General features: G+C 35.2%; 22 protein-coding genes and 1 other RNA gene. 12 read left to right on the forward strand and 11 right to left on the reverse strand.

Going from position 1 to position 20,785, the window contains the following annotated elements:
* Positions 1 to 66: 66 nt before the first annotated feature.
* From Q1V95_RS01000 to Q1V95_RS01020, 5 genes are all read right to left on the reverse strand, one after another.
* Entirely contained in the window at positions 67 to 816 is a 750-nt protein-coding gene (locus tag Q1V95_RS01000) for a tyrosine-type recombinase/integrase (RefSeq protein WP_300669255.1), read from the reverse strand.
* A 90-nt stretch (positions 817 to 906) separates the two neighbouring features.
* Positions 907 to 1,104, reverse strand: coding sequence for a 30S ribosomal protein S21 (rpsU, locus tag Q1V95_RS01005; RefSeq protein WP_300669258.1), 198 nt, complete (start codon positions 1,102 to 1,104; stop codon positions 907 to 909).
* 299 nt (positions 1,105 to 1,403) lie between these two features.
* Positions 1,404 to 2,387, reverse strand: coding sequence for a pyruvate dehydrogenase complex E1 component subunit beta (locus Q1V95_RS01010; RefSeq protein ID WP_300669262.1), 984 nt, complete (start codon positions 2,385 to 2,387; stop codon positions 1,404 to 1,406).
* A gap of 107 nt (positions 2,388 to 2,494) precedes the next feature.
* Positions 2,495 to 2,914 carry a DUF2147 domain-containing protein gene (locus tag Q1V95_RS01015; protein WP_300669265.1) on the reverse strand — a complete coding sequence of 140 codons (420 nt, stop codon included), beginning with the start codon at positions 2,912 to 2,914 and terminating at the stop codon, positions 2,495 to 2,497.
* Between the two features lie 130 nt (positions 2,915 to 3,044).
* Positions 3,045 to 4,964, reverse strand: a complete 1,920-nt coding sequence (locus Q1V95_RS01020; protein ID WP_300669268.1) for an alkaline phosphatase family protein — start codon at positions 4,962 to 4,964, stop codon at positions 3,045 to 3,047.
* Between the two features lie 99 nt (positions 4,965 to 5,063).
* Here Q1V95_RS01020 and Q1V95_RS01025 point away from each other — a divergent pair, with 99 nt between their 5' ends.
* The 4 genes from Q1V95_RS01025 to Q1V95_RS01040 all read left to right on the forward strand — a co-directional run bounded on the left by Q1V95_RS01025 (position 5,064) and on the right by Q1V95_RS01040 (position 7,925).
* Complete coding sequence (locus Q1V95_RS01025) at positions 5,064 to 5,798, forward strand: CDP-alcohol phosphatidyltransferase family protein (RefSeq protein WP_300669271.1); 735 nt, start codon at positions 5,064 to 5,066, stop codon at positions 5,796 to 5,798.
* Between the two features lie 146 nt (positions 5,799 to 5,944).
* Positions 5,945 to 6,709 (forward strand): 3'-5' exonuclease, encoded by a 765-nt coding sequence (locus Q1V95_RS01030; RefSeq protein ID WP_300669274.1) that lies wholly within the window; start codon positions 5,945 to 5,947, stop codon positions 6,707 to 6,709.
* Positions 6,710 to 6,747: 38 nt separating this feature from the next.
* Positions 6,748 to 7,356: a fumarylacetoacetate hydrolase family protein gene (locus tag Q1V95_RS01035; RefSeq protein WP_300669276.1), complete on the forward strand. Its 609-nt coding sequence runs from the start codon at positions 6,748 to 6,750 to the stop codon at positions 7,354 to 7,356.
* Positions 7,357 to 7,481: 125 nt separating this feature from the next.
* Positions 7,482 to 7,925, forward strand: a complete 444-nt coding sequence (locus Q1V95_RS01040) for a universal stress protein (RefSeq protein WP_300669279.1) — start codon at positions 7,482 to 7,484, stop codon at positions 7,923 to 7,925.
* Positions 7,926 to 7,997: 72 nt separating this feature from the next.
* Here Q1V95_RS01040 and Q1V95_RS01045 read toward each other — a convergent pair whose 3' ends face one another.
* On the reverse strand, positions 7,998 to 8,231 hold the full coding sequence (locus Q1V95_RS01045; protein ID WP_300669290.1) for a hypothetical protein: 234 nt from the start codon (positions 8,229 to 8,231) through the stop codon (positions 7,998 to 8,000).
* 43 nt (positions 8,232 to 8,274) lie between these two features.
* Here Q1V95_RS01045 and Q1V95_RS01050 point away from each other — a divergent pair, with 43 nt between their 5' ends.
* Positions 8,275 to 9,183: a DUF6427 family protein gene (locus Q1V95_RS01050; protein WP_300669293.1), complete on the forward strand. Its 909-nt coding sequence runs from the start codon at positions 8,275 to 8,277 to the stop codon at positions 9,181 to 9,183.
* A gap of 2 nt (positions 9,184 to 9,185) precedes the next feature.
* Positions 9,186 to 9,767, forward strand: coding sequence for a DUF3109 family protein (locus Q1V95_RS01055; protein WP_300669296.1), 582 nt, complete (start codon positions 9,186 to 9,188; stop codon positions 9,765 to 9,767).
* A gap of 10 nt (positions 9,768 to 9,777) precedes the next feature.
* On the opposite strand, the gene rnpB is transcribed toward Q1V95_RS01055, so the two are convergent.
* The 5 genes from rnpB to Q1V95_RS01080 form a co-directional block, all read right to left on the reverse strand.
* Positions 9,778 to 10,084, reverse strand: an RNA gene (gene rnpB / locus Q1V95_RS01060) — RNase P RNA component class A.
* Between the two features lie 45 nt (positions 10,085 to 10,129).
* Complete coding sequence (locus Q1V95_RS01065) at positions 10,130 to 10,645, reverse strand: hypothetical protein (RefSeq protein ID WP_300669299.1); 516 nt, start codon at positions 10,643 to 10,645, stop codon at positions 10,130 to 10,132.
* A 90-nt stretch (positions 10,646 to 10,735) separates the two neighbouring features.
* On the reverse strand, positions 10,736 to 12,955 hold the full coding sequence (locus Q1V95_RS01070; protein ID WP_300669302.1) for a TonB-dependent siderophore receptor: 2,220 nt from the start codon (positions 12,953 to 12,955) through the stop codon (positions 10,736 to 10,738).
* Between the two features lie 186 nt (positions 12,956 to 13,141).
* Complete coding sequence (locus Q1V95_RS01075; RefSeq protein ID WP_300669305.1) at positions 13,142 to 14,218, reverse strand: PorV/PorQ family protein; 1,077 nt, start codon at positions 14,216 to 14,218, stop codon at positions 13,142 to 13,144.
* Entirely contained in the window at positions 14,218 to 15,123 is a 906-nt protein-coding gene (locus tag Q1V95_RS01080) for an EamA family transporter (RefSeq protein ID WP_300669308.1), read from the reverse strand. Before Q1V95_RS01080 ends, Q1V95_RS01075 begins: the two co-directional genes overlap by 1 nt.
* Before the next feature lie 68 nt (positions 15,124 to 15,191).
* Between Q1V95_RS01080 and Q1V95_RS01085 the strand changes: the two genes are divergently transcribed.
* From Q1V95_RS01085 to Q1V95_RS01110, 6 genes are all read left to right on the forward strand, one after another.
* A complete protein-coding gene (locus Q1V95_RS01085; RefSeq protein WP_300669311.1) occupies positions 15,192 to 15,977 on the forward strand; it encodes a TerC family protein in 786 nt (261 codons plus the stop codon).
* A gap of 160 nt (positions 15,978 to 16,137) precedes the next feature.
* Complete coding sequence (locus tag Q1V95_RS01090; protein WP_300669314.1) at positions 16,138 to 17,766, forward strand: carboxyl transferase domain-containing protein; 1,629 nt, start codon at positions 16,138 to 16,140, stop codon at positions 17,764 to 17,766.
* Positions 17,767 to 17,797: 31 nt separating this feature from the next.
* Positions 17,798 to 18,415, forward strand: coding sequence for a hypothetical protein (locus Q1V95_RS01095; RefSeq protein ID WP_300669315.1), 618 nt, complete (start codon positions 17,798 to 17,800; stop codon positions 18,413 to 18,415).
* Positions 18,416 to 18,554: 139 nt separating this feature from the next.
* Positions 18,555 to 18,821 (forward strand): DUF2089 family protein, encoded by a 267-nt coding sequence (locus tag Q1V95_RS01100; RefSeq protein ID WP_300669316.1) that lies wholly within the window; start codon positions 18,555 to 18,557, stop codon positions 18,819 to 18,821.
* Positions 18,822 to 18,824: 3 nt separating this feature from the next.
* Positions 18,825 to 19,409 (forward strand): hypothetical protein, encoded by a 585-nt coding sequence (locus tag Q1V95_RS01105; RefSeq protein ID WP_300669319.1) that lies wholly within the window; start codon positions 18,825 to 18,827, stop codon positions 19,407 to 19,409.
* 10 nt (positions 19,410 to 19,419) lie between these two features.
* Entirely contained in the window at positions 19,420 to 20,772 is a 1,353-nt protein-coding gene (locus tag Q1V95_RS01110; RefSeq protein WP_300669322.1) for an alpha/beta fold hydrolase, read from the forward strand.
* Positions 20,773 to 20,785: the final 13 nt, after the last annotated feature.

Genomic DNA, 20,785 nt, shown 5'->3' on the forward strand with positions numbered 1-20,785 from the left:
AGTATAAACTTGTGTTGATGCTAAGCTAGAATGTCCTAACAATTTTTTGACTTTAGAAATCTCAGCTCACTTATTTAAAACATGTGTGGCAAAACTATGTCGCAATATATGAGGGCTTTTCTTCGTCTTTGTTGTAACATAACTAAGGTACTTATTTACGACTAAATAGACAAACTTTTCTGTCAATTTTTTACCTTTTTTACTCACAAAGAAATAAAGATCAAACTCTGCCTGTGCTTTTCTTATAGCAATATAATTATTAAAATCTCTTATCAGTTTTGAAGACACCGGTACTATTCTCTCTTTATTACCCTTGCCTAGAATTTTCAGCTCCATCGTTGAGAAATCCACATTTTTAAATTGTAAATTACAAAGCTCCGACTTCCTCATTCCGGTTTGATATAATGTTTCAATAATTAATTTTTCCAAAAGTGTTATATCAGACTTCTTCTCTATCTCAGCTTCTAAAAGATTCATTTCGTCTTCCGAAAAAGGAATTTGCTTTTCAGCATAAAATTTTAATGAAGCAATAGTCTCTAAGGGCGAAAAAGATATCTCACCAATCCTTAATAGATAGAGATAAAAACTGCGCAAGGATGAAAGTTTCCTATTAATACTCCTTTTACTAAGATTTTGGCTACCCAGATGGACAATAAAGTTTCGTACTATCTTCTTGTCTACTTTCTTAAAATCTATAGAAGCTTCAGTTTTTAAAATAAAGCATTCGAAATCCTCTAAGTCTTTTCGGTACGAAATTATAGTATTAACAGAATATCTCTTTTCAACAGTAATATAATCCAAAAATTTATCAAGCATATATTTTATTAAGGTATATCAATACAAAAATCACTCTCAAATATAATAATTTGAGAGTGATTTATATAAGTTTTAAAGTATAAACTTGGCTTAAGCCTGTTCTTCTTTACTTTGAATTCTTTGCTTATGAGCTGCTTTCTGTTTAGCCTGTCTGTCTACTACAGAAGGTTTGTTAAACTGTTGTCTTGATCTTAGTTTACGAACAACACCTGTTTTATCAAATTTTCTCTTATACTTTTTTAAAGCTCTATCGATAGACTCTCCGTCTTTTACTGGAATTATTAACATATTTTACATCTCATTTTGAGTTGCAAAAATAGAACTATTTTTTGAATCTGCAAATTTTATTTTCTTTTTTTGAATAATTTTTATCAAAACCACGAATCCCGCGTGAGCGATGATAGCGGAAATCCTTTGGGTGGACGCGAGGCGGCGGAGCGTAGCGGAGCCGTCCGAGCGTCCACCTAAAGATTGTAGCGGGCGTAGCGACCCGAGCGAGGAACTTGCGGTGCGAAGCGAGCACCAAAAGTTACCGAGCGAAGGGACACGCCATAAAAAAACTCCCAACAGAATCGGGAGTTAATTGTTTATGCTTTGATGTACATTGCTTTTTTGATTTCAGCTTTTACAGTTTCTAGTTTCGGGAACCATTCTGCAAATAATGCTGCTGAATATGGTGCTGGCGCATCTGGCGTTGTAATTCTCTTAATTGGCGCATCCAAATAATCGAAAGCTTTCTGCTGAACCATATAGGTAATTTCTGAAGCTACAGAACCAAACGGCCAAGCTTCTTCCAAAATCACCAATCTGTTTGTCTTTTTAACAGATGTCAAAACTGTGTCATAATCTAAAGGACGAACTGTTCTAAGGTCGATAACCTCCACAGAAATACCTTCTGCTTCTAATTCTGCCGCAGCTTGCATCGCCAACTTCATGATTTTACCGAAAGAAACCAAAGTTACATCTTTACCTTCTTTTTTGATATCGGCTTTCCCAATTGGAATATAATATTCTTCTTCTGGAATTTCCATTTTGTCACCATACATTTGCTCTGACTCCATGAAAATAACTGGATCGTTATCCTGAATTGCAGTTTTCAAAAGTCCTTTTGCATCGTAAGGATTCGACGGAACAACTACTTTAAGTCCTGGACAGTTAGCATACCAACTTTCGAAAGCTTGCGAGTGTGTCGCTCCTAACTGACCTGCAGAAGCTGTTGGTCCACGGAAAACGATTGGAATATTCCATTGTCCACCTGTCATCTGGAACATTTTTGCAGCGTTGTTGATGATTTGGTCAATTGCTACCATCGAGAAGTTAAAGGTCATGAATTCTACAATTGGGCGATTCCCATTCATAGCTGCACCTACAGAAATACCAGCAAAACCTAGCTCAGCAATTGGTGCATCGATGATTCTTTTTGCTCCAAACTCATCTAGCATTCCTTTAGAAGCTTTGTAAGCTCCATTGTATTCTGCAACCTCCTCTCCTATTAGATATATGGACTCGTCCTTGCGCATCTCCTCACTCATAGCTTGAGCAATGACTTCACGAAAAGTATATTCTTTCATTATTGAAAATTTTAGACTACAAAAATAAGTTTTTTTTATTACTTACATAACATAAAAAGCAAGCTCCAAAGAACTTGCTCTATTTTGATATTATAATTTGCTAATTATTAGTCGGCTTTTTGCCAAGTTTGGGTTCTTCCGATAAGAGAAATTCCCATGTAACCTCTTACGTTAAGTTTGTCTCCATCCCTTGTTACGGTACACTTGTACGTTTTTCCGTTTTTTGGATCGGTGATTGTTCCGCCAGTAAATTCGTTACCGTCTTTTGATAATCCACGAATAACTTCCATTCCCAAAATTGGTTTTCCTTTACGGTCATCTTTACAACCTGTACAGTTAGGATCTTCTGGTTTAATCAACAACTGAACAACTTTTCCGTAATATTTACCATCCGACTTTTTAAAAATCTCAACATAAGATTTTGCTTTTCCTGTTTCGTCGTCGATAGTCTTCCATTTTCCCTCGATTTGAGCGAAAGACATAGCACTAATGAATATTGTTGCAAATGCAAGCATGAATTTTTTCATAATCTAAAATTTATTAACAATGTTATGATATAAAGAACTTGTTAAAGTTAAATTAACATAGGATAAAAATAACTAAATAATCGATACCAACAAGCTTTTTTCAATTAATGATTCAAAAAGTAATATGCAGCTAATACAACTTTTTGTTAATCACACGATTCATATAATCTTGATACCAAGCTTTTACCTTGAGCATATCCAAATCCTGCTGTTTGGATTTTGGTTTATTAATCAGGTTTTGCGTTAGTCCGAGATCAGTTTTATCATAGATTCCCGTTACATCTTTTCCATTAAAAGTGTAAATAAAATCGCCGATAATCATTTGTTCTTGGATAGAATCAGAATTTACAATAATGCTCGGCTCATTCTTATCTGAAACCAAACTTCTTCCCCAACTTCGGATTGGCTTATTGTAACCCATCAAATCAGCCAAAGTTGGATAGATGTCAATTTGTTGCGCCAAATCTTTATTGACACCTTGGAGATTGTATTTTGGATTTGGAGAATAAAACATAATCGGAATAGCAAATCGATTCATCGCTTTTTGATATTCGGGATAATATGTCATATTGGTATGATCTGCCGTAATCACAAAAATCGTGTTTTGGTACCAAGGTTTTTTGGAAGCGGTTTCAAAGAATTTTTTGAGCGACATATCTGTATATTGGATAGGTTCGTGGATTGCCAAAGGTCCTTTTTTGAATTTACCCTCATACTTTTCTGGAATCTTAAATGGATCATGCGAGGATGCCGTAAAAATCGTCGCTAAAAAAGGTTGCTGCTTGCCAATGTTATTTGCGAAATACTGAAAAAACGGTTCATCCCAGATCGCCCAAATTCCATCGAAATCTTTATCATTATTATATTCGTCTTTTCCGAAATAATGTTTGAAACCCAAAATATTTCCAAAGCCCAAAAAGCCCATCGAACCATTTGGTGCACCATGATAAAAACTGGTATCATAACCCAAATCATTAGCAACAGAAACAATCGACTGAATTTTCTGATTAGAATACGGCGATGATGTAAAAGCGTCTGTCAAACTCGGAATACCAGCCAAAACAGAACTCATCCCATGAATCGACTGACGTCCATTGGCATAAGCATTGGTAAATATTAAACTATGCTGCGCCAAACTATCTACAAAAGGCGTGTACGATACAAAGTTCTTAATATTGGTATCTTTATTAAAAGCACCAGAATACTCTTTACCGAAACTTTCTACAATAAAAATGACAACATTCGGTTTTGAATCCTCTACTCTATCATACTCTTTGTAAGGTTTAATCTCCTCATCGATAAATTTTTGATCAACAAAATGAACTTCTTTAAAATTATTGGTATCAATGGTTCTAAAAAATGAGAAAACACTATTAAGAACAACATTGGCTAAAGTTGGATTCTTAACATGTTTGTTAGCATCCACCAAATTAATTGGTCGCGTAGAATGTTTGAAGTCGCCGCGAATACCACCAACAACCAAAACCGTCGTTCCACACAATATCAGAATGCTCGACACAAAATACACAATTAAATTCTGAGGCTTCCGATATTGGACTTTAACACGTTTATACAAAAACACCCAAAGCACCATACAAACAACAAAACTTATTGGGACCAAAGGATTTTGAATCATGGCATTTAGAAAAACTTTGGAAAGATTGTTTTCGTGTTCTACAACAGAAAGGACAGAAGATGTCAAACGCGATTGACTGAATCTGAAATAGACAATATCACCAAAATTAAAAGAATAGGTTATTCCGTTTGTGATAAAATACCACCAAAACAAAAACTTCTGATAACCTGCTTTTGAATTGATAATAATTGGAACCAAACTCAGCAAAATAAAAACTGAATTAACATACAGAATCGCGGTCGTGTCAAATGCCGTCCCATGAAATGCCAAACCGAAATAATCGCCAATACTGTCAACTTTCAGCAAGTCTTGGTTAAAAAACCAAAACAACAATCTTGCAATTTGATAAAAAAAGTAAACCAAAAATAGGCGATACATCAGGACCAAAAACTCCTGCCATCTTATTTCTTTCATCTTACAAAAATACATTTTTTACAAGTTCAGAATAACAATCCTTATTTTTCTTTCAGGAATAATTAGATGCCCGACATCAATATTTTGTATTTTTGCTCTATGAACTTTATTAAGAATAATCTTGCCAACGCCTTTACGCTTGGCAACTTGTTTTCCGGCTGTGTCGGAATCATCCATTTGTTGAATAACGATTACAAGACAACTGCGATCTGCATCATCATTTCGTTGGTTTTGGATTTCTTCGATGGTTTTGTAGCACGCGCACTCAAATCCAATAGCGACCTTGGTGTTCAATTGGATTCTTTGGCAGACATGGTAAGTTTTGGATTTTTGCCAGGCGTTGTTCTTTACAAATTTTTAGAAGCTTATGGCAGCTCAGCATTTGGAATCGATTTCCCTTTTGAATTAAAATATTTAGGCTTTTTTGTAACTTTATTTTCGTGTTTAAGATTGGCGATTTTCAATTTGGATGAAGACCAAAAGTACTATTTCAAAGGTCTTAACACACCAACCAATACCGTTTTCTTGTTTGGCTTGTATTACATCGCTCAACAACATTCGACCACAGGATTTTTTAACGCAGAACAATTAAATAGTATTTTATCACCAGCGGTTTTATTAATATTAACAGCACTTTGTAGCTGGCTTTTGATAAGTCCTATTAAAATGATTTCGATGAAATTTAAATCGATGAAACTGGAGGACAACTATCCAAAAGTCGCATTATTAATCGGAGGTATTATTCTGCTAATCGCTTTAGGAGTCAATGCTATTCCGCTTTTGGTTGTATATTATATTTTGATTTCGTTGGTATTTCAGAAACAGCTTAAATAGTTATTAGTGTTTAGGTTATAGTTTTTAGTATTTGGTTTTAAAAAACATAATTCATAATTCATAATTCATAATTCATAATTCATAATTCATAATTCATAATTCATAATTCATAATTCATAATTCATAATTCATAATTCAATAAAAAAATGAATTTAAAACTGCATAAACCGCTTTGTGTTTTCGATTTAGAAACAACGGGCACCAACGTATCAACAGACAGAATTGTAGAAATTTCGATTCTGAAAGTTAACCCAGACGCATCCAAAGAAACTAAAACTTGGCTTGTTAATCCAGGCATGCCGATTCCTGAAGGAGCAAGTTTGGTACACGGCATCTATGATAAAGATGTTATGAATGCACCAATTTTCAAAGATATCGCGCCCAAAGTTTTGGAGATGATAAAAGATTCTGACTTGGGAGGATTCAACTCCAATCGTTTTGACATTCCTGTTCTAGCAGAAGAATTACTTCGCGCTGGGATGGATTTCGATTTATCAAAACATAAATTTGTTGATGCACAAACAATATTCTTTAAAAAAGAACCTCGTAATCTTGGCGCTGCTTACCAATTTTATTGTGGTAAAACCTTAGAAAATGCGCACTCTGCAGAAGCTGATACTTTGGCAACTTTCGAAGTTTTGGATGCACAAATTGGAAAATACGATGATCTTCCGAATGATATTTTAGGACTAAGTGAATATTCTTACCATCAAAAAAACGCGGATTTAGCAGGTTTTATCAGTTACAATGATAAGAATGAAGAAATCTTCAACTTCGGAAAATACAAAGGTCAAACCGTGAAAAGTGTTTTCCAAAAAGACCACGGCTATTATGGTTGGCTCCAAAACGCCGACTTCCCGTTGTACACAAAGAAAATTTGGACAAAAATTCAATTAATGAGCAAGTTTTAATCTTGCTTTTTTATTTTAATTAAACTTAAAATCAAGACATGAAAATCATTTGCATAGGTCGCAACTATTCCGAACACGCCAAAGAACTCGGCAACGAAGTTCCTGAGAATCCAGTAATTTTTATAAAACCTGACACAGCGGTTTTGAAAAAAGATTCCGACTTCTACATCCCAGAATTTAGTCAGGATGTTCATTATGAATTGGAAGTTATTGTGAAAATCTCAAAAGGTGGTAAATACATCCAAAAGGAAAATGCGAACAAACATTATGACGAAATTGGTTTGGGCATTGACTTCACAGCCCGCGATTTACAAAGTGAACTAAAAGCAAAAGGTCTACCTTGGGAACTTGCAAAAGGATTTGATGGTTCTGCTGTCATTACAGATTTCGTTAACAAAAACGATTATAATTTATCATCTCTTAATTTTTCTCTCACCAAAAACGGCGAAAAAGTACAAAATGGAAATACAGCAGATATGATTTTTGATATTGATAGTATTATTGCATTTGCCTCGCAATATTTCACACTAAGAGTCGGCGATTTAATATTTACAGGAACACCAAAAGGCGTTGGCAAGGTTGAAGAAAATGATATTCTTGAGGGCTTTTTGGAAGATAAAAGACTTTTATCATTACGCATTCAATAAAACTTTAATTTAGAATTCTTACCTTTATAAGAAGAAAAAACATTGGTTTCGCCTTAATTTTTAAGTTAAAAATTTCCGAAATCAATATTTAGTAAAAATCAATATTAACCTGAAAATATGTAGTCATGAAAAATATTATTCTTCCAATCGACTTCTCTGATAGCACAGAAAAACTTGTAGATTATGCGATTTCTTTTGCTAAAGATGTGAACGCAAAAATCCACCTTATCCACGTAAGTCCTACTGACATTGGATTTGTAATAAGCGATATGGGATATCAGTACTTTCCAGAAGTTGAAGAAAACGAATTAAAATACGAGCTAAAAGAACTTAACAGATTAGAACAACATATTATTGCTCACGATGTTGAAGCTGATCACATTTTGAAACAAGGTAATGCTTCGGAAGTTATTATGGATTATGTTGCCGAAAAAGCTGGCGATTATATTGTGATGGGATCACACGGTAGAAGCGGTATTTACGATGTTTTTGTAGGTTCTCTAACCAAAGATCTTACTAAAATCTCTAATGTGCCAGTTGTGGTTGTCCCTTGTAGAAAGGAAAAATAAGGCCTAAAATCTTATATAAAATAAAGCCCACATTGTAATAATGTGGGCTTATATTTATTATAATCAATTTATTTAACCTTCGTTTTTGTATAATTTTGGATCATAGTAAGGGAATTTACCTTCAGTTTCAGAATGGTATTCTTTATCCTTATCACCTCCTAAAGTTACTACCAACACGTAGCACCAATAAATGAAAAATCCTGCAGCTACAAAAAATAGCACCCAGTTTAGGAAATCACCTGCAAAATCAAAGAACCCGAAAGTCCACTTGAAAACACTACCTAAGAACAACCAGAAAGATGTCATTGCTTTTCTTTTTTTAAATTAACTTTGCACAAATTTATAAAAAATGTTTCGATTACTTTCTAAAGAAAGCAATATTTTTTCAATTCCTGTTTACATTGGGTTTTTACTACTGATCATCATTGCATTTAACGCAATGGATATCAATAGATTGGACGCAATATCCGCTGTTATAACATTTGCAGGGATTGCTTTGGGATATTTTTTATTTAACAAGTTGGCACTCAACTACCAAACGCATCTTCCGCTTTTCCTATACACATTTTTTGTATTTGCTTTTTATCCAGGAGACCTCAGCATTGGACTTGCTGTAACACTGTTGATTAACTCAATTTTACTTTTAATATTAACCTCAACGAGTGACAAACTTAGGAAAGGCTCCTATATGTTGGTTGGCGCATTACTGTGTATCAATTACCTATTCTCACCCGTTTTTTGGCCATTAATTTTCTTTGTAATTGTCCATATTTTTGTGACTTCAGGAAAAGTGCTTGCTAATCTATTTAGACTAATTTTTGGAGCATTATTAATTTTAATAGTTTATTTCAGTGTTATGTATTGGGTGGGTTATACAAGTTGGAATCCTAACTATTTGCCATTTACAAAACATTTTAAACTGGTTGATAAATTCACGCATTTGATTATTATAAGTCCAATTGTACTCATGTTGATCTATGGCATAATGGATCACTTCAAACATTTTAACGAGAAAAGCCCAACTAGTAAATACAAATACACATTTTTGCTGCTTTTTTCTTTGGCATTGTTAATATCCGTAATTTTGTACATGGGAACTAATTACGAAATGCTTTTGGTTTTAGCACTTCCCGTAACCATTATCCTAAGCCGAATGCTGAAGTTTTTACCAAAATATTGGATGCAAGAAGCAGGACTTTGGTTAATAATAATTTCGCTGTTTATTTTTAAAATAGCACCTTTTATATTTCATATTTAGACATGATTCAGTTAGAAGATAAATTAATTTCTGAAGATATTTTTTCTGAGGAATTTGTATGCAACCTTTCAAAGTGTAAAGGTGCATGTTGTGTTGATGGTGATACTGGCGCGCCTCTAGATGAGGACGAACTTGCAATACTTGACGAAATTTTCCCAAAAATAAAACCTTATCTAAGACCAGAAGGCATTAAGGCTATTGAAGAACAAGGCACGTATGTAACTGATAGCGAAGGCGATTTGGTAACAACTTTGGTTAACAATTCTGAGTGCGCTTATGTTATTTTTGATGAAAAAGGTTGGACAAAATGCGGTATCGAAAAAGCTTATGAAGATGGTGCCATCGATTGGAAAAAGCCAATTTCTTGTCACCTTTACCCAATTCGTGTTACCAATTACAGAACCTTTACAGCGCTTAACTACCACGAGTGGCCAATTTGTGATGATGCTTGTACTTTAGGAAAAGAATTAAAAGTAAAAATCTACCAATTCTTAAAAGAGCCATTAACAAGAAAGTACGGTGCGGAGTTCTATCAAGATCTTAGCAATGCTGCCGAAGAATGGGAAAGAGAATATAATTCGTAAAGAATTTTAAAATAAAAGAAGTGCTATAAGCCGGATTCTGTGCCCTCCTAGGAGGGCGCTTGTTATTTATCTGATTTGCAAATTGCTCTGCAACTTTAGCTGCTTACCCCTCGCCAACGACCGAGCCGACCTTAACTGGCGATATACTTAGCATTGCACCGCATAGAGTTTACCTGGTTTCACTACAGCCGAACTGTACTTGCTTTCTGTTGCACTTGTCCTACGCTCGCGCGTGACGGATGTTATCCGCTATGCTGCTCTTTGGTGTCCGGACTTTCCTACTTTCTCGAAAGAAAATCAACAAGCCGCACTTCTTTTATGCTGCAAAATTATCATTTTCTGAAACAAGTTCAGATATTTTCTTAAATAAATAACATTGCCAAGGCTAATACCAAGCCAATTGCTGTAAAAATTATCCCGCGCTTGAAGGCTTTGGTCTTAGGATTAAACATCCAAAAACTCGAAATAACAAAGAAGAACAGTGAAATCCCAAAGAAAGTATTAAGCGGCGACAAAGTGTCTTTGGATTGCGATTTGTGAAGTTTTGTCATTTTATCCAATACAAAAGGCAACTCTTTTTTAGAATATTTAGCCTCACCTGTTACGATATTATAAGTCCCTTGTTTGAAGTACATGATGCCGTTTTCGGTTTTATCAACTTCAAATCCTTTAATTTTGATTTCTTTACCAAGTGCTTTTTCGTCGAGGTTAGCATCAAATTTCTTTTCGTATTTAATTTCTTTTTTAAGAAAATCGGTATCGCGATAGACCAATAAGATTCCGCTAATAGCATACACCGCCATGATTCCTGCTAAAAAATAGCCCAAATAACGGTGTACAATTCGCATAAAAGTTTTTGTGTTTTTAATATTGTCCATTCTGTATTTATTTTTTATTTGGAAACCCAAAAAGTGGAAGCTAATAAGCCTCCACTTTTGATATGAAAAATTTAATTCTAGTAGATATTATTATAATTTGTATGTCAAAGTAACATAATAATTTCTTGGTGCAATAGGATTAACCGAATAATTCTCATGAACATTATAGTTAACCGTATCGAATAAGTTGTTAACTTTCGCTTGAATCATGAATTTCTTCCACTCATAACCCGCAGAAAAAGATACTGTTGTGTAATCTTTAAGATCAAATGTTCTTGTGATTCCATTTCTAGTGATCATAGTTGCCTTTGTATCATTCCATCCTGCAAGACGATCTCCGATGAAATAAGCGCCAGCACCAAGTTTAAGTCCTTTAAGAACATCTGTAAACTTATAGAAGACAGATAGATTAGCCGTTGTTGCAGGCGTTCTTACCAATCTTTGATTCTCAACATAACCAGTTTCTGCAGGTGTATCTAAGTAAACTGAATTGTTATATGAAAATCCACCGATTACAGAAATATTAGGCGTTGGATTACCAGTAATATCTAACTCCACACCACGGCTTCGCATTTTACCAGCAAATTCCTTAATTGTCGTATCAGTATTTGGAGTAACACCATCAGCCAAAAATGTTGACGTTTGGTAATAATTCTGATAAATGATTTGATATAATGAAAGGTTAACAGCCACAGCATTATTCCAAAGATTCTTTTTAGCACCTAATTCGTATTGATCAATATTAGTAGGTTTTAAGCTATTGTCATAAACATCTCTACCTGTATTTGCAGCAAAAGAATTTGTATATGTTGCAAAAACAGACAAGTTATCATTAGGCATATAGACAATTCCTAATTTTGGAGATAAGGCATTATCAGAAGTTTTAGAATTTGCCACAGCATCTTTAGTTGCAGGTTTTGCACTTGTTGCATAAGTTGTTTTGTAAGATGGCATATTTTCTAAATAGGACCATCTAAGACCTGCAATAACTTTGAACTCTTTAGTTAAGCTCACAAAATCTTGAACATATACACCAGCTCTTCGTGCAGTTGCTCTTGTCATTGATAGATCCGTAGAAGCAGGCTTTGCAAGGCTTCCATTATTCCACGTTGATGGATCATCTAAAAAAAGAATGCTAGTCGGCGACTTCAAAGCATACGCATAAGCGTCGGCTTGTCCGTAATCAGCATCAGCACCTACTAATACTTTGTGTCCAATTCTACCAGTGTTAAACTCACCATTTAGATTCGCTTGGATAGAACCATAATTTTGCTCATTATAAGTTTTATTAAACGGCGTTGTCCAATTGTAACGATCTAATGCCTTTTGATAAGTCCACTGCACTCTTTCTGTCGAAAAATAATCCTTAACATAGTTTTGATAAGAACCAATAACATTCAATGTCCATTTGTCACTCAACTGAGAGTTAAATGTAATATTCGTAGAGGTCTGCTGAACGTTTTGGTATTGCCAATCTGTTCCGAAAAATGTATTACGAGGTAACCAATCTACCAATCTAAAACTACCATCACCTGTCGTTAAAGCACCAATACCAAAATCTGGCGTCGAATTGTTTTTAAGATAATCTCCCTCAACAATTAATTGAGATTTTTCACCTAAATTAATAATGAAAGATGGATTAAAATAATATTTTTCTGAGTGAACAACATCTCTAAAACTATCAGCATACTCATAAGCACCATTAGCACGGAAAGCAACGGTCTTTGACAAAGGTCCATAAACATCAAAAGTTGGCTTGTAAGAGTTCCAGCTTCCAACATTAAGCGTCGCACTTCCACCAAAATGGAAACGTGGTTTTTTTGTAATTAAGTTAATAACACCACCAGCAGCCGTGTTACCGAACATCATCGCATTAGCACCTTTTAGTACCTCAACTCTTTCTAAACCGCTAACTTCTGGGAAAACTCCACTGTTAATTCTAGTTCCGTTTTTGAAAATATTATCGTTACCTAAAGAAAAACCTCGACCTCCAAAGCTATCTTGCGAATTCCCACGAGATGATGTCACATAGACACCATTCACATTTTGCAAAACGTCGCTTAATTGTTTAGCTTGTTGCTCTTCGATAATCTCATGTGTTACAATTGCAACAGGTTGTGGTGTTTCCATCATCGTCAAGTTCGATTTTGACGATAAAGGTTTTGCTTTGTTTGGATTACCAGTTTTATGAAGAAGCACGTCTTCAATCTGTTGAATCTTTACTGTATCACTAACCGCTTCATATTTCATTTGGCTAAATGCAAATCCAGAAATCGCGATTAATCCGAGGCTAAATATTTTCTTGTTCACGTTATATTTATTTAGAAAGATTTAAAATAACGCTGCGAATTTATAAATAATTAACATTTCTGCAAATTTATTTTTAATAATTCTAAATAAATTCAAAAATAAAAAAGCTTAACTAATTGAATTAGTTAAGCTTATGGAAATATGACAGTTCTCAATTTATTAACAATTGAGAAAAAAAATTAAGATTTAGTTTCTGAAATCTTTCATATCAAGTTTCAAAGAGAAAAAATTCGAATAGAAATTAGAACCACCAATTCCAGAATTCGTAATTGCGTAGTCCAAAGTAAGTCCTTTGTACTTAATACCAATTCCCGCACTTGGTTGGAAAGACACTTTGCGCTTTAGACTTTCAATATCTGTAATATTGCTAAATTGGTTAACACCCAATCGCACAAATATCATATCTTGGAAGGTTAGCTCGGCACCAGCGTAAGGTGTAATACTCGCAAAATCTGTTGAAATTAAAGATGGTGTTTTAGCAAAATCAACATTAATACCAGCTTCAGGAAGAAGTTTTAAATCACGATTAATTTCGAACAATCTACTTGCCCCAACATTAAGCTTTGGCATTGTGATTTCCATTTTATCTTTTGGCGCTGGGTTAAACTCTTCCCCATTAACAACCGTCGATAATTCTTTTTGGTTAACCGTCCAGAAGTTAACTGTTGTTGTTGCATCGCGTAACATCGCACCATAGTTCCAACCTGATTCGCTTTTATAAATTGCACCTAAGTCAAAGCCAAAACCATAACCACTTGCAAATTTTCCAACATTACGATAGACTACTTTCGCGTTAACACCGAGATTAAGACGATGATTACCAGCTGGATAAAAAGCATAAGACAAAATCGCCGCATAATCTGCCGTCGAAAAAGAAGATATTTTATCATAATCAATATTTCCGTCTTGGTCAATCATTTGGGTAGTGTTAAGAATGTTATCAACACCCAAACGCACCAATGAAACACCGAACACCCCATTTTCCACAGATTTTGCAAAAGCAACATAATCATATTTAGCGATGGATTCAAAATACTCCGCATGCATTGCTGCAGCTTGCCAATCGGTTTCGATACCGTTAAGTCCTGCAGGATTCCACATTGGCGCATAGACGTCTTCTTGGTTAGAGATAACCGCGCCGCCCATACCAAGACCACGTGCTCCTGCACCGATATTCAGAAATTCGTTGGAATATTTTCTGATAATTTGTGCCTCTGTCAAACTTAACATACAAAGGCAAATAAAAAATAAATATTTCTTCATTAATCTATGATCTTACTGGACTCCATCAGCTCTGCCGACTTCCTCCTTTTAGATTTAATCAAACCATTAACAATAATGGACAATATCATGACAGCCGAGGCGATATAAAATATCGGACTCATATGTTCTGAAGCTCCAAAGATAAAAAAAGCTAATATAATCCCATACACTGGCTCTAGATTAACCGTTAATATCAATGTAAAAGGTGAAATATACTTCATCAACTTTATACTTTCGAACATTGGATAGGCTGTAAAAACACTAGCCAATAAAATTACTAACGCATAATCCTTCAAACTTATTTCATGGAAGAGTGATAATTGTCCTGTTAACATAAAAAAGATTGTAATCATCGCCCATCCACCAAATATTTCATAAAAAATAATATTTCCTGAGGACGTTTTGCCATACATTTTTCCATTAAGGACAGAAAAAATAGTTCCACAAAGCGCACAAAGAATGCCATAGAAGATTCCTAATTTATATTTAAACTCTGCATTGAAAATCAATAAAATACAAGCTACAATAACAACACCAATAAGAATCTCGACCCAGTCTATTTTTCTTCTAAAAACAATAGGCTCAATAAAAGCAGCAAATAAAGTCGACAGTGACAAACATGATAACGCAATCGAGACATTCGAGACTTTAATGGACTCAAAAAAGAAAAACCAATGCGCCGCCATGACACTTCCAATGCCAACAAGTCGAAACAATGTTTTTTTGTCAACTCGAAGATTTTCTTTTTTAATAAATCTTAAATAGATAAACAAAAAAAATGCTGTGAAAAGCATTCTGTAAAAAACCAAAGATGCGGCATCTACCTGAATCAACTTTCCTAAAATTGCGGTAAATCCCCACAAAAAAACGATTAAATGTAATCTAACCAAGTGCGAGCTCAACATTGTATAACGGCTTGTAAAATTTAATGCAAAACTAGCGATAATAAAGTTATTTTTGCAAAAATAAAAGAATGGAAATTTTACAAATATTCAGCTCGGTGGACGCTATCATCGCGCTTCTCACTCTGACCTTTTTGGAGATAATCCTTGGGATTGACAATATTATCTTTATCTCGATAGTTACTGGTAAATTACATCCTGACCAACGCAAAAAAGCAACAAGAATTGGACTTTTCCTTGCCATGTTTATGAGAATAGGTTTGCTATTTGGTATCACTTGGCTAATCGCGATGAAGGCCTCTCTCTTTGGAATAGATTGGGGATGGTTCCGCGCCGACTTTACAGGACAAGCTTTGATTCTATTAGCTGGAGGTATTTTCTTGATATATAAAAGTACTAAAGAAATCCACGAAAAGGTGGACAACAAAGGCGAACACGAAAAGGAACTGTCTACAGGCTCTGGAGCAAAATCTTTTGGAAATATTATTTTTCAAATTCTATTAATTGACTTGGTATTCTCTGTTGACAGTATCTTAACCGCTGTTGGTATGACGAATGGCGTCCATGGTGCGCTTCCAATTATGATAACAGCCGTTGTTATTTCGGTTGGTGTGATGATGTTATTTGCGGTTCCTGTTGGAAATTTTGTCAATCAAAATCCATCAATTCAGATTCTTGGGTTGGCATTTTTAATCCTTATTGGTTTTATGCTAATCACAGAAAGTATGCACTTGTCAGGCGCTGTACTTGGTGGACAAGAAGTTGGTGCTGTGCCAAAAGGCTACCTGTATTTCGCAATTTTCTTCTCGTTAGTTGTAGAATTCCTGAATATGAGAATGCGCAAAAAGAAAGCTTAAGTTGATATAAACAAAATCCCCACTTCGATTGATGCGGGGATTTTTGGTTAATTAGTTAAAAAAAAAATACTTTTTTTTCTTAAAAATGAGATTATCAAAGATCAAATTTTGTCCGTATCTATAAAAACGAGTATTTTTAGACTCTAAGAAAAATTACAAAATGGATTTAGAATTCAACAAGCGTGAAGATCAAAACAAACTGAAACTTTCAGAAATAAATAGACTCTATAACCAAATAAAAAAAGGTGGCGGCGACAAAGCTTTACAGAAGCAACACGGCCAAGGCAAGCTAACGGCTCGCGAACGTATCGACTATCTTCTAGACAAAAATTCGGAAAGCATCGAAGTTGGCGCTTTTGCAGGATTCGACATGTACGAAGAACACGGTGGTTGTCCTTCTGGTGGCGTTGTAGTCGTTATTGGATATGTTTCTGGAAAACAATGTATTGTTGTTGCTAATGATGCTACAGTAAAAGCTGGCGCTTGGTTCCCGATTACAGGTAAGAAAAATCTACGTGCACAAGAAATCGCGATGGAAAACAGACTTCCGATTATTTACTTGGTAGATTCTGCTGGTGTATATCTTCCAATGCAAGACGAAATTTTCCCTGATAAAGAAATGTTCGGACGTATTTTCCGAAACAATGCAAAAATGAGTTCAGCTGGAATCGTTCAGATTTCTGCGATTATGGGAAGTTGCGTTGCTGGTGGCGCTTATCTGCCAATTATGAGCGATGAAGCGATGATTGTTGACGGAACTGGAAGTATTTTCCTTGCAGGAAGTTATCTTGTAAAAGCGGCAATCGGCGAATCTATCGATAACGAAACTTTAGGCGGTGCAACAACGCATTGTTCTATTTCGGGTGTTACAGATTATAAAGCTAAAAACGATAAAGATGCTTTGGATCGTATCAAAACAATTATGAAGTCCATCGGAAGTTATGACAAAGCTGGATTTGACCGCATCGAAAGTGCTCCACCAAAAGAAAGTCCAGAAAACATTTTCGGAATTATGCCAGTTGGCCGTTCGGAGCAATATGACACATTTGATATTATTAAATGTCTTGTCGACAATTCGGAATACGAAGAATACAAGCCAGACTACGGAAAAAGTATCATTTGCTGTACTGCACGTATCGATGGCTGGAGTGTTGGGATTGTTGCCAACCAAAGAAAATTAGTAAAAAGCGGAAAAGGCGAAATGCAATTCGGAGGTGTTATTTACTCGGATTCTGCTGATAAAGCGACGCGTTTTATCGCAAATTGCAACCAAAGAAAAATCCCATTGGTATTTTTACAAGACGTAACTGGCTTTATGGTTGGTTCTAAATCCGAGCATGGTGGCATCATCAAAGACGGTGCAAAAATGGTAAATGCTGTTTCTAACTCTGTTGTTCCGAAATTCACAGTTATCACAGGTAACTCTTATGGTGCCGGAAACTACGCCATGTGTGGAAAAGCTTACGATCCGAGATTAATCGTGGCTTGGCCTTGGGCAGAACTTGCCGTAATGGGCGGCCAACAAGCAGGAACTGTTTTATTACAAATTCAGGAATCTGCGCTTAAAAAGCAAGGTAAACAAATTAGCGAGGAAGAACGTAAAGAAATTTTAGATAAAATTGTAGCGAATTACAACAAGCAAATCGACCCTAAATATGCAGCCGCAAGACTTTGGACAGATGCCATTATCAATCCAGTCGACACTAGAAAATGGATAAGCATGGGAATTGAGGCTGCCGATCACGCTCCAATTACAGAGAAATTTAATCTTGGTGTTATTCAAGTTTAATTATATAAGAAGCTAAAAGTAAAAACGCAAAATGAAAAATATTTTAAGTTTATTGTTCATTAATGTGACGATTGCAGCATTTGCACAATGTCACATTAGTGGACCATCAACAATTTCGGTTAATGAGAACACGAAGTTTAGTATAGAAAAAGACAACGCGCAATGTGCAGAGTGTTATCAATGGTCGATTAAAGGCAAAGAAAATTTTATCGAAAATGATAATCGTGCAAATTTTGTATATGTCAATCCACAAAAAGCTGGCAAGCTAACATTGTCTTTGACAACGCTTACCAATAAAGGCACAGAAACGTGCTCAAAACAAGTTAATGTTACTGAAGCAAATAAGGACGAGCCAAGTTATCAGCATGTTTCAACTGAAACCAAGGATTGTATCATTAACACGATGACTTACAAAGAGTACAAATATGAAGATGGAAAATTGGTTTTGATACCCGAACAAGACAGCAATGATATTTCGTACAGATGGACTGCCATTTTTAAAAATGGAAGCAAAGTAGAATCTAAAGATAAGATTGCGCAATTCAGATATAGTATTGAGAATCCTATTGACAAGATTAATCTTATAATGTCCACCAATAATTGTACAAAAATATCCGTCCGAACCTATCAAGAAGATTTTTGGAAATAAAATCCTAGCAATTAATAATAAGCCTTTCCTTGTGAGAGGTTTTTTTATGGCTTGAATTAAACAAAATCAAATCATATTTAAAATAATTTTAAATTTTATTAAAATTATTTTTAACTTTATCAAAAATAATTTCAAAATAATGAAACTTCCGATCTTTTGTCCAAGCTGCGAATCGACTTTGCGCGTCAGTCAAATGACTTGTGGCAATTGCAGCACTGTCGTCAACGGTGATTATGACTTACCACTATACTTAAAGCTAAATCGTGATGAGCAAGACTTCATCTTAGAATTCTTCCTAAACAGCGGCAGCATCAAAGAAATGGCAAAACAGGCAGAACTCTCCTACCCGACCATGCGCAACAAAATGGATGACCTCATCGAAAAAATTAAAAACTTAAAATCATAAATTATGAATTGGACCTATATTTTTAATCCACTTGCCAAAATACCGTCAAAGGCATTCCTTCTAATTGGTATTATAACCGCCGTTGCTGGATCTTTTATATCATATTTTAACAAGACTATTTATGATGGCATTCTCGATGCACATTCTTTTCCGTTAATAACCTATACACAAGCTATTACAGCCAACATCATTGATATTGTTTTGCCATGTATTTTGCTTTTTATATTGGGAAGAATCATCAATCCAAAAACCCGAATGATTGACATTCTTAACACATCTTTTTTGTACAGAATTCCCATCTATATCTTTCCTTTGCTAAACAACATCCCAGCAATGCAAAGCATTGAAGCAAAAATCAATGATCCTTCTGTCGGCATTAGAAATATCCAGTTTTCCCCAGATGAAACTTTTAATCTTATTTGGATTTCTTGCCTTGCTTTAGGAATAATTGCTTATGCGATTTGTCTGATGGTTTTCGGTTTCAAAACAGCTACCAATGCGAAGAAAACTTGGCATTATGGCGCTTTTGCCGCGATTTTCATTTTTTCCGAAATTATTACTAAATATATTGTATACACAATCTTATAAATTTCAAATCATGAAAAAATACTTTTTAGTTTTAAGTTTTTTATTCGCAATCCTTATGAATGCACAAAATATTATTGGAAGCTGGCAAGGCGAACTCGAATTTTCTGGTCAGACACTCCCATTGATTATCAACCTTAGTGGCACTTCAGAAAATCCTACAGCAACTATGGACAGCCCCAAACAAGGCGCCAAAGGCATTCCGATTGAAAAAGCTAGTTTTATTAACAATCAACTCAATCTAAATTCAGAGAAGTTACACATCACTTTTGTTGGCACTTATAAGGATAACAAAATTTCAGGAAAGTTTATGCAAAACGGTTTGAGCTTCGATATGACTTTAACACCATATTCCGGAAATGAAAGTTCGGTACTTGTCCGCCCGCAAACTCCAAAGCCGCCTTTCGACTATCCTACCGAAAATATTAGTTTTAAAAATCAAAAAGACGGCAACACTTTAGCTGGAACAATTAGCCTTCCGAAAGACAAAAAGAATTTTCCCATTGTCATTTTAATTACTGGATCTGGCGCACAAAATCGAGATGAAGAAATTGCAGGCCACAAACCTTTTGCTGTTATCGCCGACGATTTTGCGAAAAAAGGAATTGCAACTTTACGACTGGATGATCGCGGTATGGGAGAATCTTCCGTTGGTTCGCGCAATGACACCTCCGAAAACTTCACTGGAGATATCGATGCAGCGGTAGATTTTTTATCAAAACGTGGCTACAAAAATATTGGACTTCTTGGTCACAGCGAGGGCGGCATGATTGCACCAATGGTCGCTGTTAAAAATCCAAATGTTAAATTTATCATTTCCCTAGCAGGTCCTGGCGTTGCGATAAACCAACTGATGTACCGTCAAAACGAGGATATTTTGAAACATGCAGGATTACCTGAAGATGTTGTTAAAAAAGATTTGGAGCAAAAAAAAGCAATATTCAACTATATCGCCGATTACAAAGGAAAAAATATTGCCGTTGACTTTTCTAATTTCTTGACAAAAAATTTCCCAAATCTAAATCCGCAGGAAAAATCGGCATATTCACAATTGACCGAGCCTTGGATGACTTATTTCTTACAATACAAACCAGCTGATAATTGGTCAAAAATTAAAATCCCCGTTTTAGCACTTAACGGAAGTTTAGATTCGCAAGTTGCAGCGAAACCAAATCTAGAAGCCATTAAAATGGCTCTGACAAAAGCAGGAAACAAGAATTTCAAAACAGAAGAAATCGCTGGAGTAAACCATCTTTTCCAAACAGCTACAACAGGAAGTCCTGATGAATACGGAGAAATCACCGAAACTATTTCACCGAAAGTTTTAGATATAGCTTCGAGTTGGATTTTGGGCTTAAAAAATTAATTTTCAGTACTTT

It is taken from the genome of Soonwooa sp., from assembly GCF_030151385.1.
Taxonomy (GTDB): domain Bacteria; phylum Bacteroidota; class Bacteroidia; order Flavobacteriales; family Weeksellaceae; genus Soonwooa.

Coding starts and splice junctions, on each gene's coding strand:
- Q1V95_RS01085 (WP_300669311.1), top strand. CDS start 15,192: ATGGAAATTTTACAAATATTCAGCTCGGTGGACGCTATCATCGCGCTT.
- Q1V95_RS01000 (WP_300669255.1), bottom strand. CDS start 816: ATGCTTGATAAATTTTTGGATTATATTACTGTTGAAAAGAGATATTCT.
- Q1V95_RS01110 (WP_300669322.1), top strand. CDS start 19,420: ATGAAAAAATACTTTTTAGTTTTAAGTTTTTTATTCGCAATCCTTATG.
- Q1V95_RS01035 (WP_300669276.1), top strand. CDS start 6,748: ATGAAAATCATTTGCATAGGTCGCAACTATTCCGAACACGCCAAAGAA.
- Q1V95_RS01100 (WP_300669316.1), top strand. CDS start 18,555: ATGAAACTTCCGATCTTTTGTCCAAGCTGCGAATCGACTTTGCGCGTC.
- Q1V95_RS01010 (WP_300669262.1), bottom strand. CDS start 2,387: ATGAAAGAATATACTTTTCGTGAAGTCATTGCTCAAGCTATGAGTGAG.
- Q1V95_RS01020 (WP_300669268.1), bottom strand. CDS start 4,964: ATGAAAGAAATAAGATGGCAGGAGTTTTTGGTCCTGATGTATCGCCTA.
- Q1V95_RS01040 (WP_300669279.1), top strand. CDS start 7,482: ATGAAAAATATTATTCTTCCAATCGACTTCTCTGATAGCACAGAAAAA.
- Q1V95_RS01095 (WP_300669315.1), top strand. CDS start 17,798: ATGAAAAATATTTTAAGTTTATTGTTCATTAATGTGACGATTGCAGCA.
- Q1V95_RS01065 (WP_300669299.1), bottom strand. CDS start 10,645: ATGGACAATATTAAAAACACAAAAACTTTTATGCGAATTGTACACCGT.
- Q1V95_RS01015 (WP_300669265.1), bottom strand. CDS start 2,914: ATGAAAAAATTCATGCTTGCATTTGCAACAATATTCATTAGTGCTATG.
- Q1V95_RS01090 (WP_300669314.1), top strand. CDS start 16,138: ATGGATTTAGAATTCAACAAGCGTGAAGATCAAAACAAACTGAAACTT.
- Q1V95_RS01055 (WP_300669296.1), top strand. CDS start 9,186: ATGATTCAGTTAGAAGATAAATTAATTTCTGAAGATATTTTTTCTGAG.
- Q1V95_RS01080 (WP_300669308.1), bottom strand. CDS start 15,123: ATGTTGAGCTCGCACTTGGTTAGATTACATTTAATCGTTTTTTTGTGG.
- Q1V95_RS01045 (WP_300669290.1), bottom strand. CDS start 8,231: ATGACATCTTTCTGGTTGTTCTTAGGTAGTGTTTTCAAGTGGACTTTC.
- Q1V95_RS01105 (WP_300669319.1), top strand. CDS start 18,825: ATGAATTGGACCTATATTTTTAATCCACTTGCCAAAATACCGTCAAAG.
- Q1V95_RS01075 (WP_300669305.1), bottom strand. CDS start 14,218: ATGAAGAAATATTTATTTTTTATTTGCCTTTGTATGTTAAGTTTGACA.
- Q1V95_RS01050 (WP_300669293.1), top strand. CDS start 8,275: ATGTTTCGATTACTTTCTAAAGAAAGCAATATTTTTTCAATTCCTGTT.
- Q1V95_RS01025 (WP_300669271.1), top strand. CDS start 5,064: ATGAACTTTATTAAGAATAATCTTGCCAACGCCTTTACGCTTGGCAAC.
- rpsU (WP_300669258.1), bottom strand. CDS start 1,104: ATGTTAATAATTCCAGTAAAAGACGGAGAGTCTATCGATAGAGCTTTA.
- Q1V95_RS01030 (WP_300669274.1), top strand. CDS start 5,945: ATGAATTTAAAACTGCATAAACCGCTTTGTGTTTTCGATTTAGAAACA.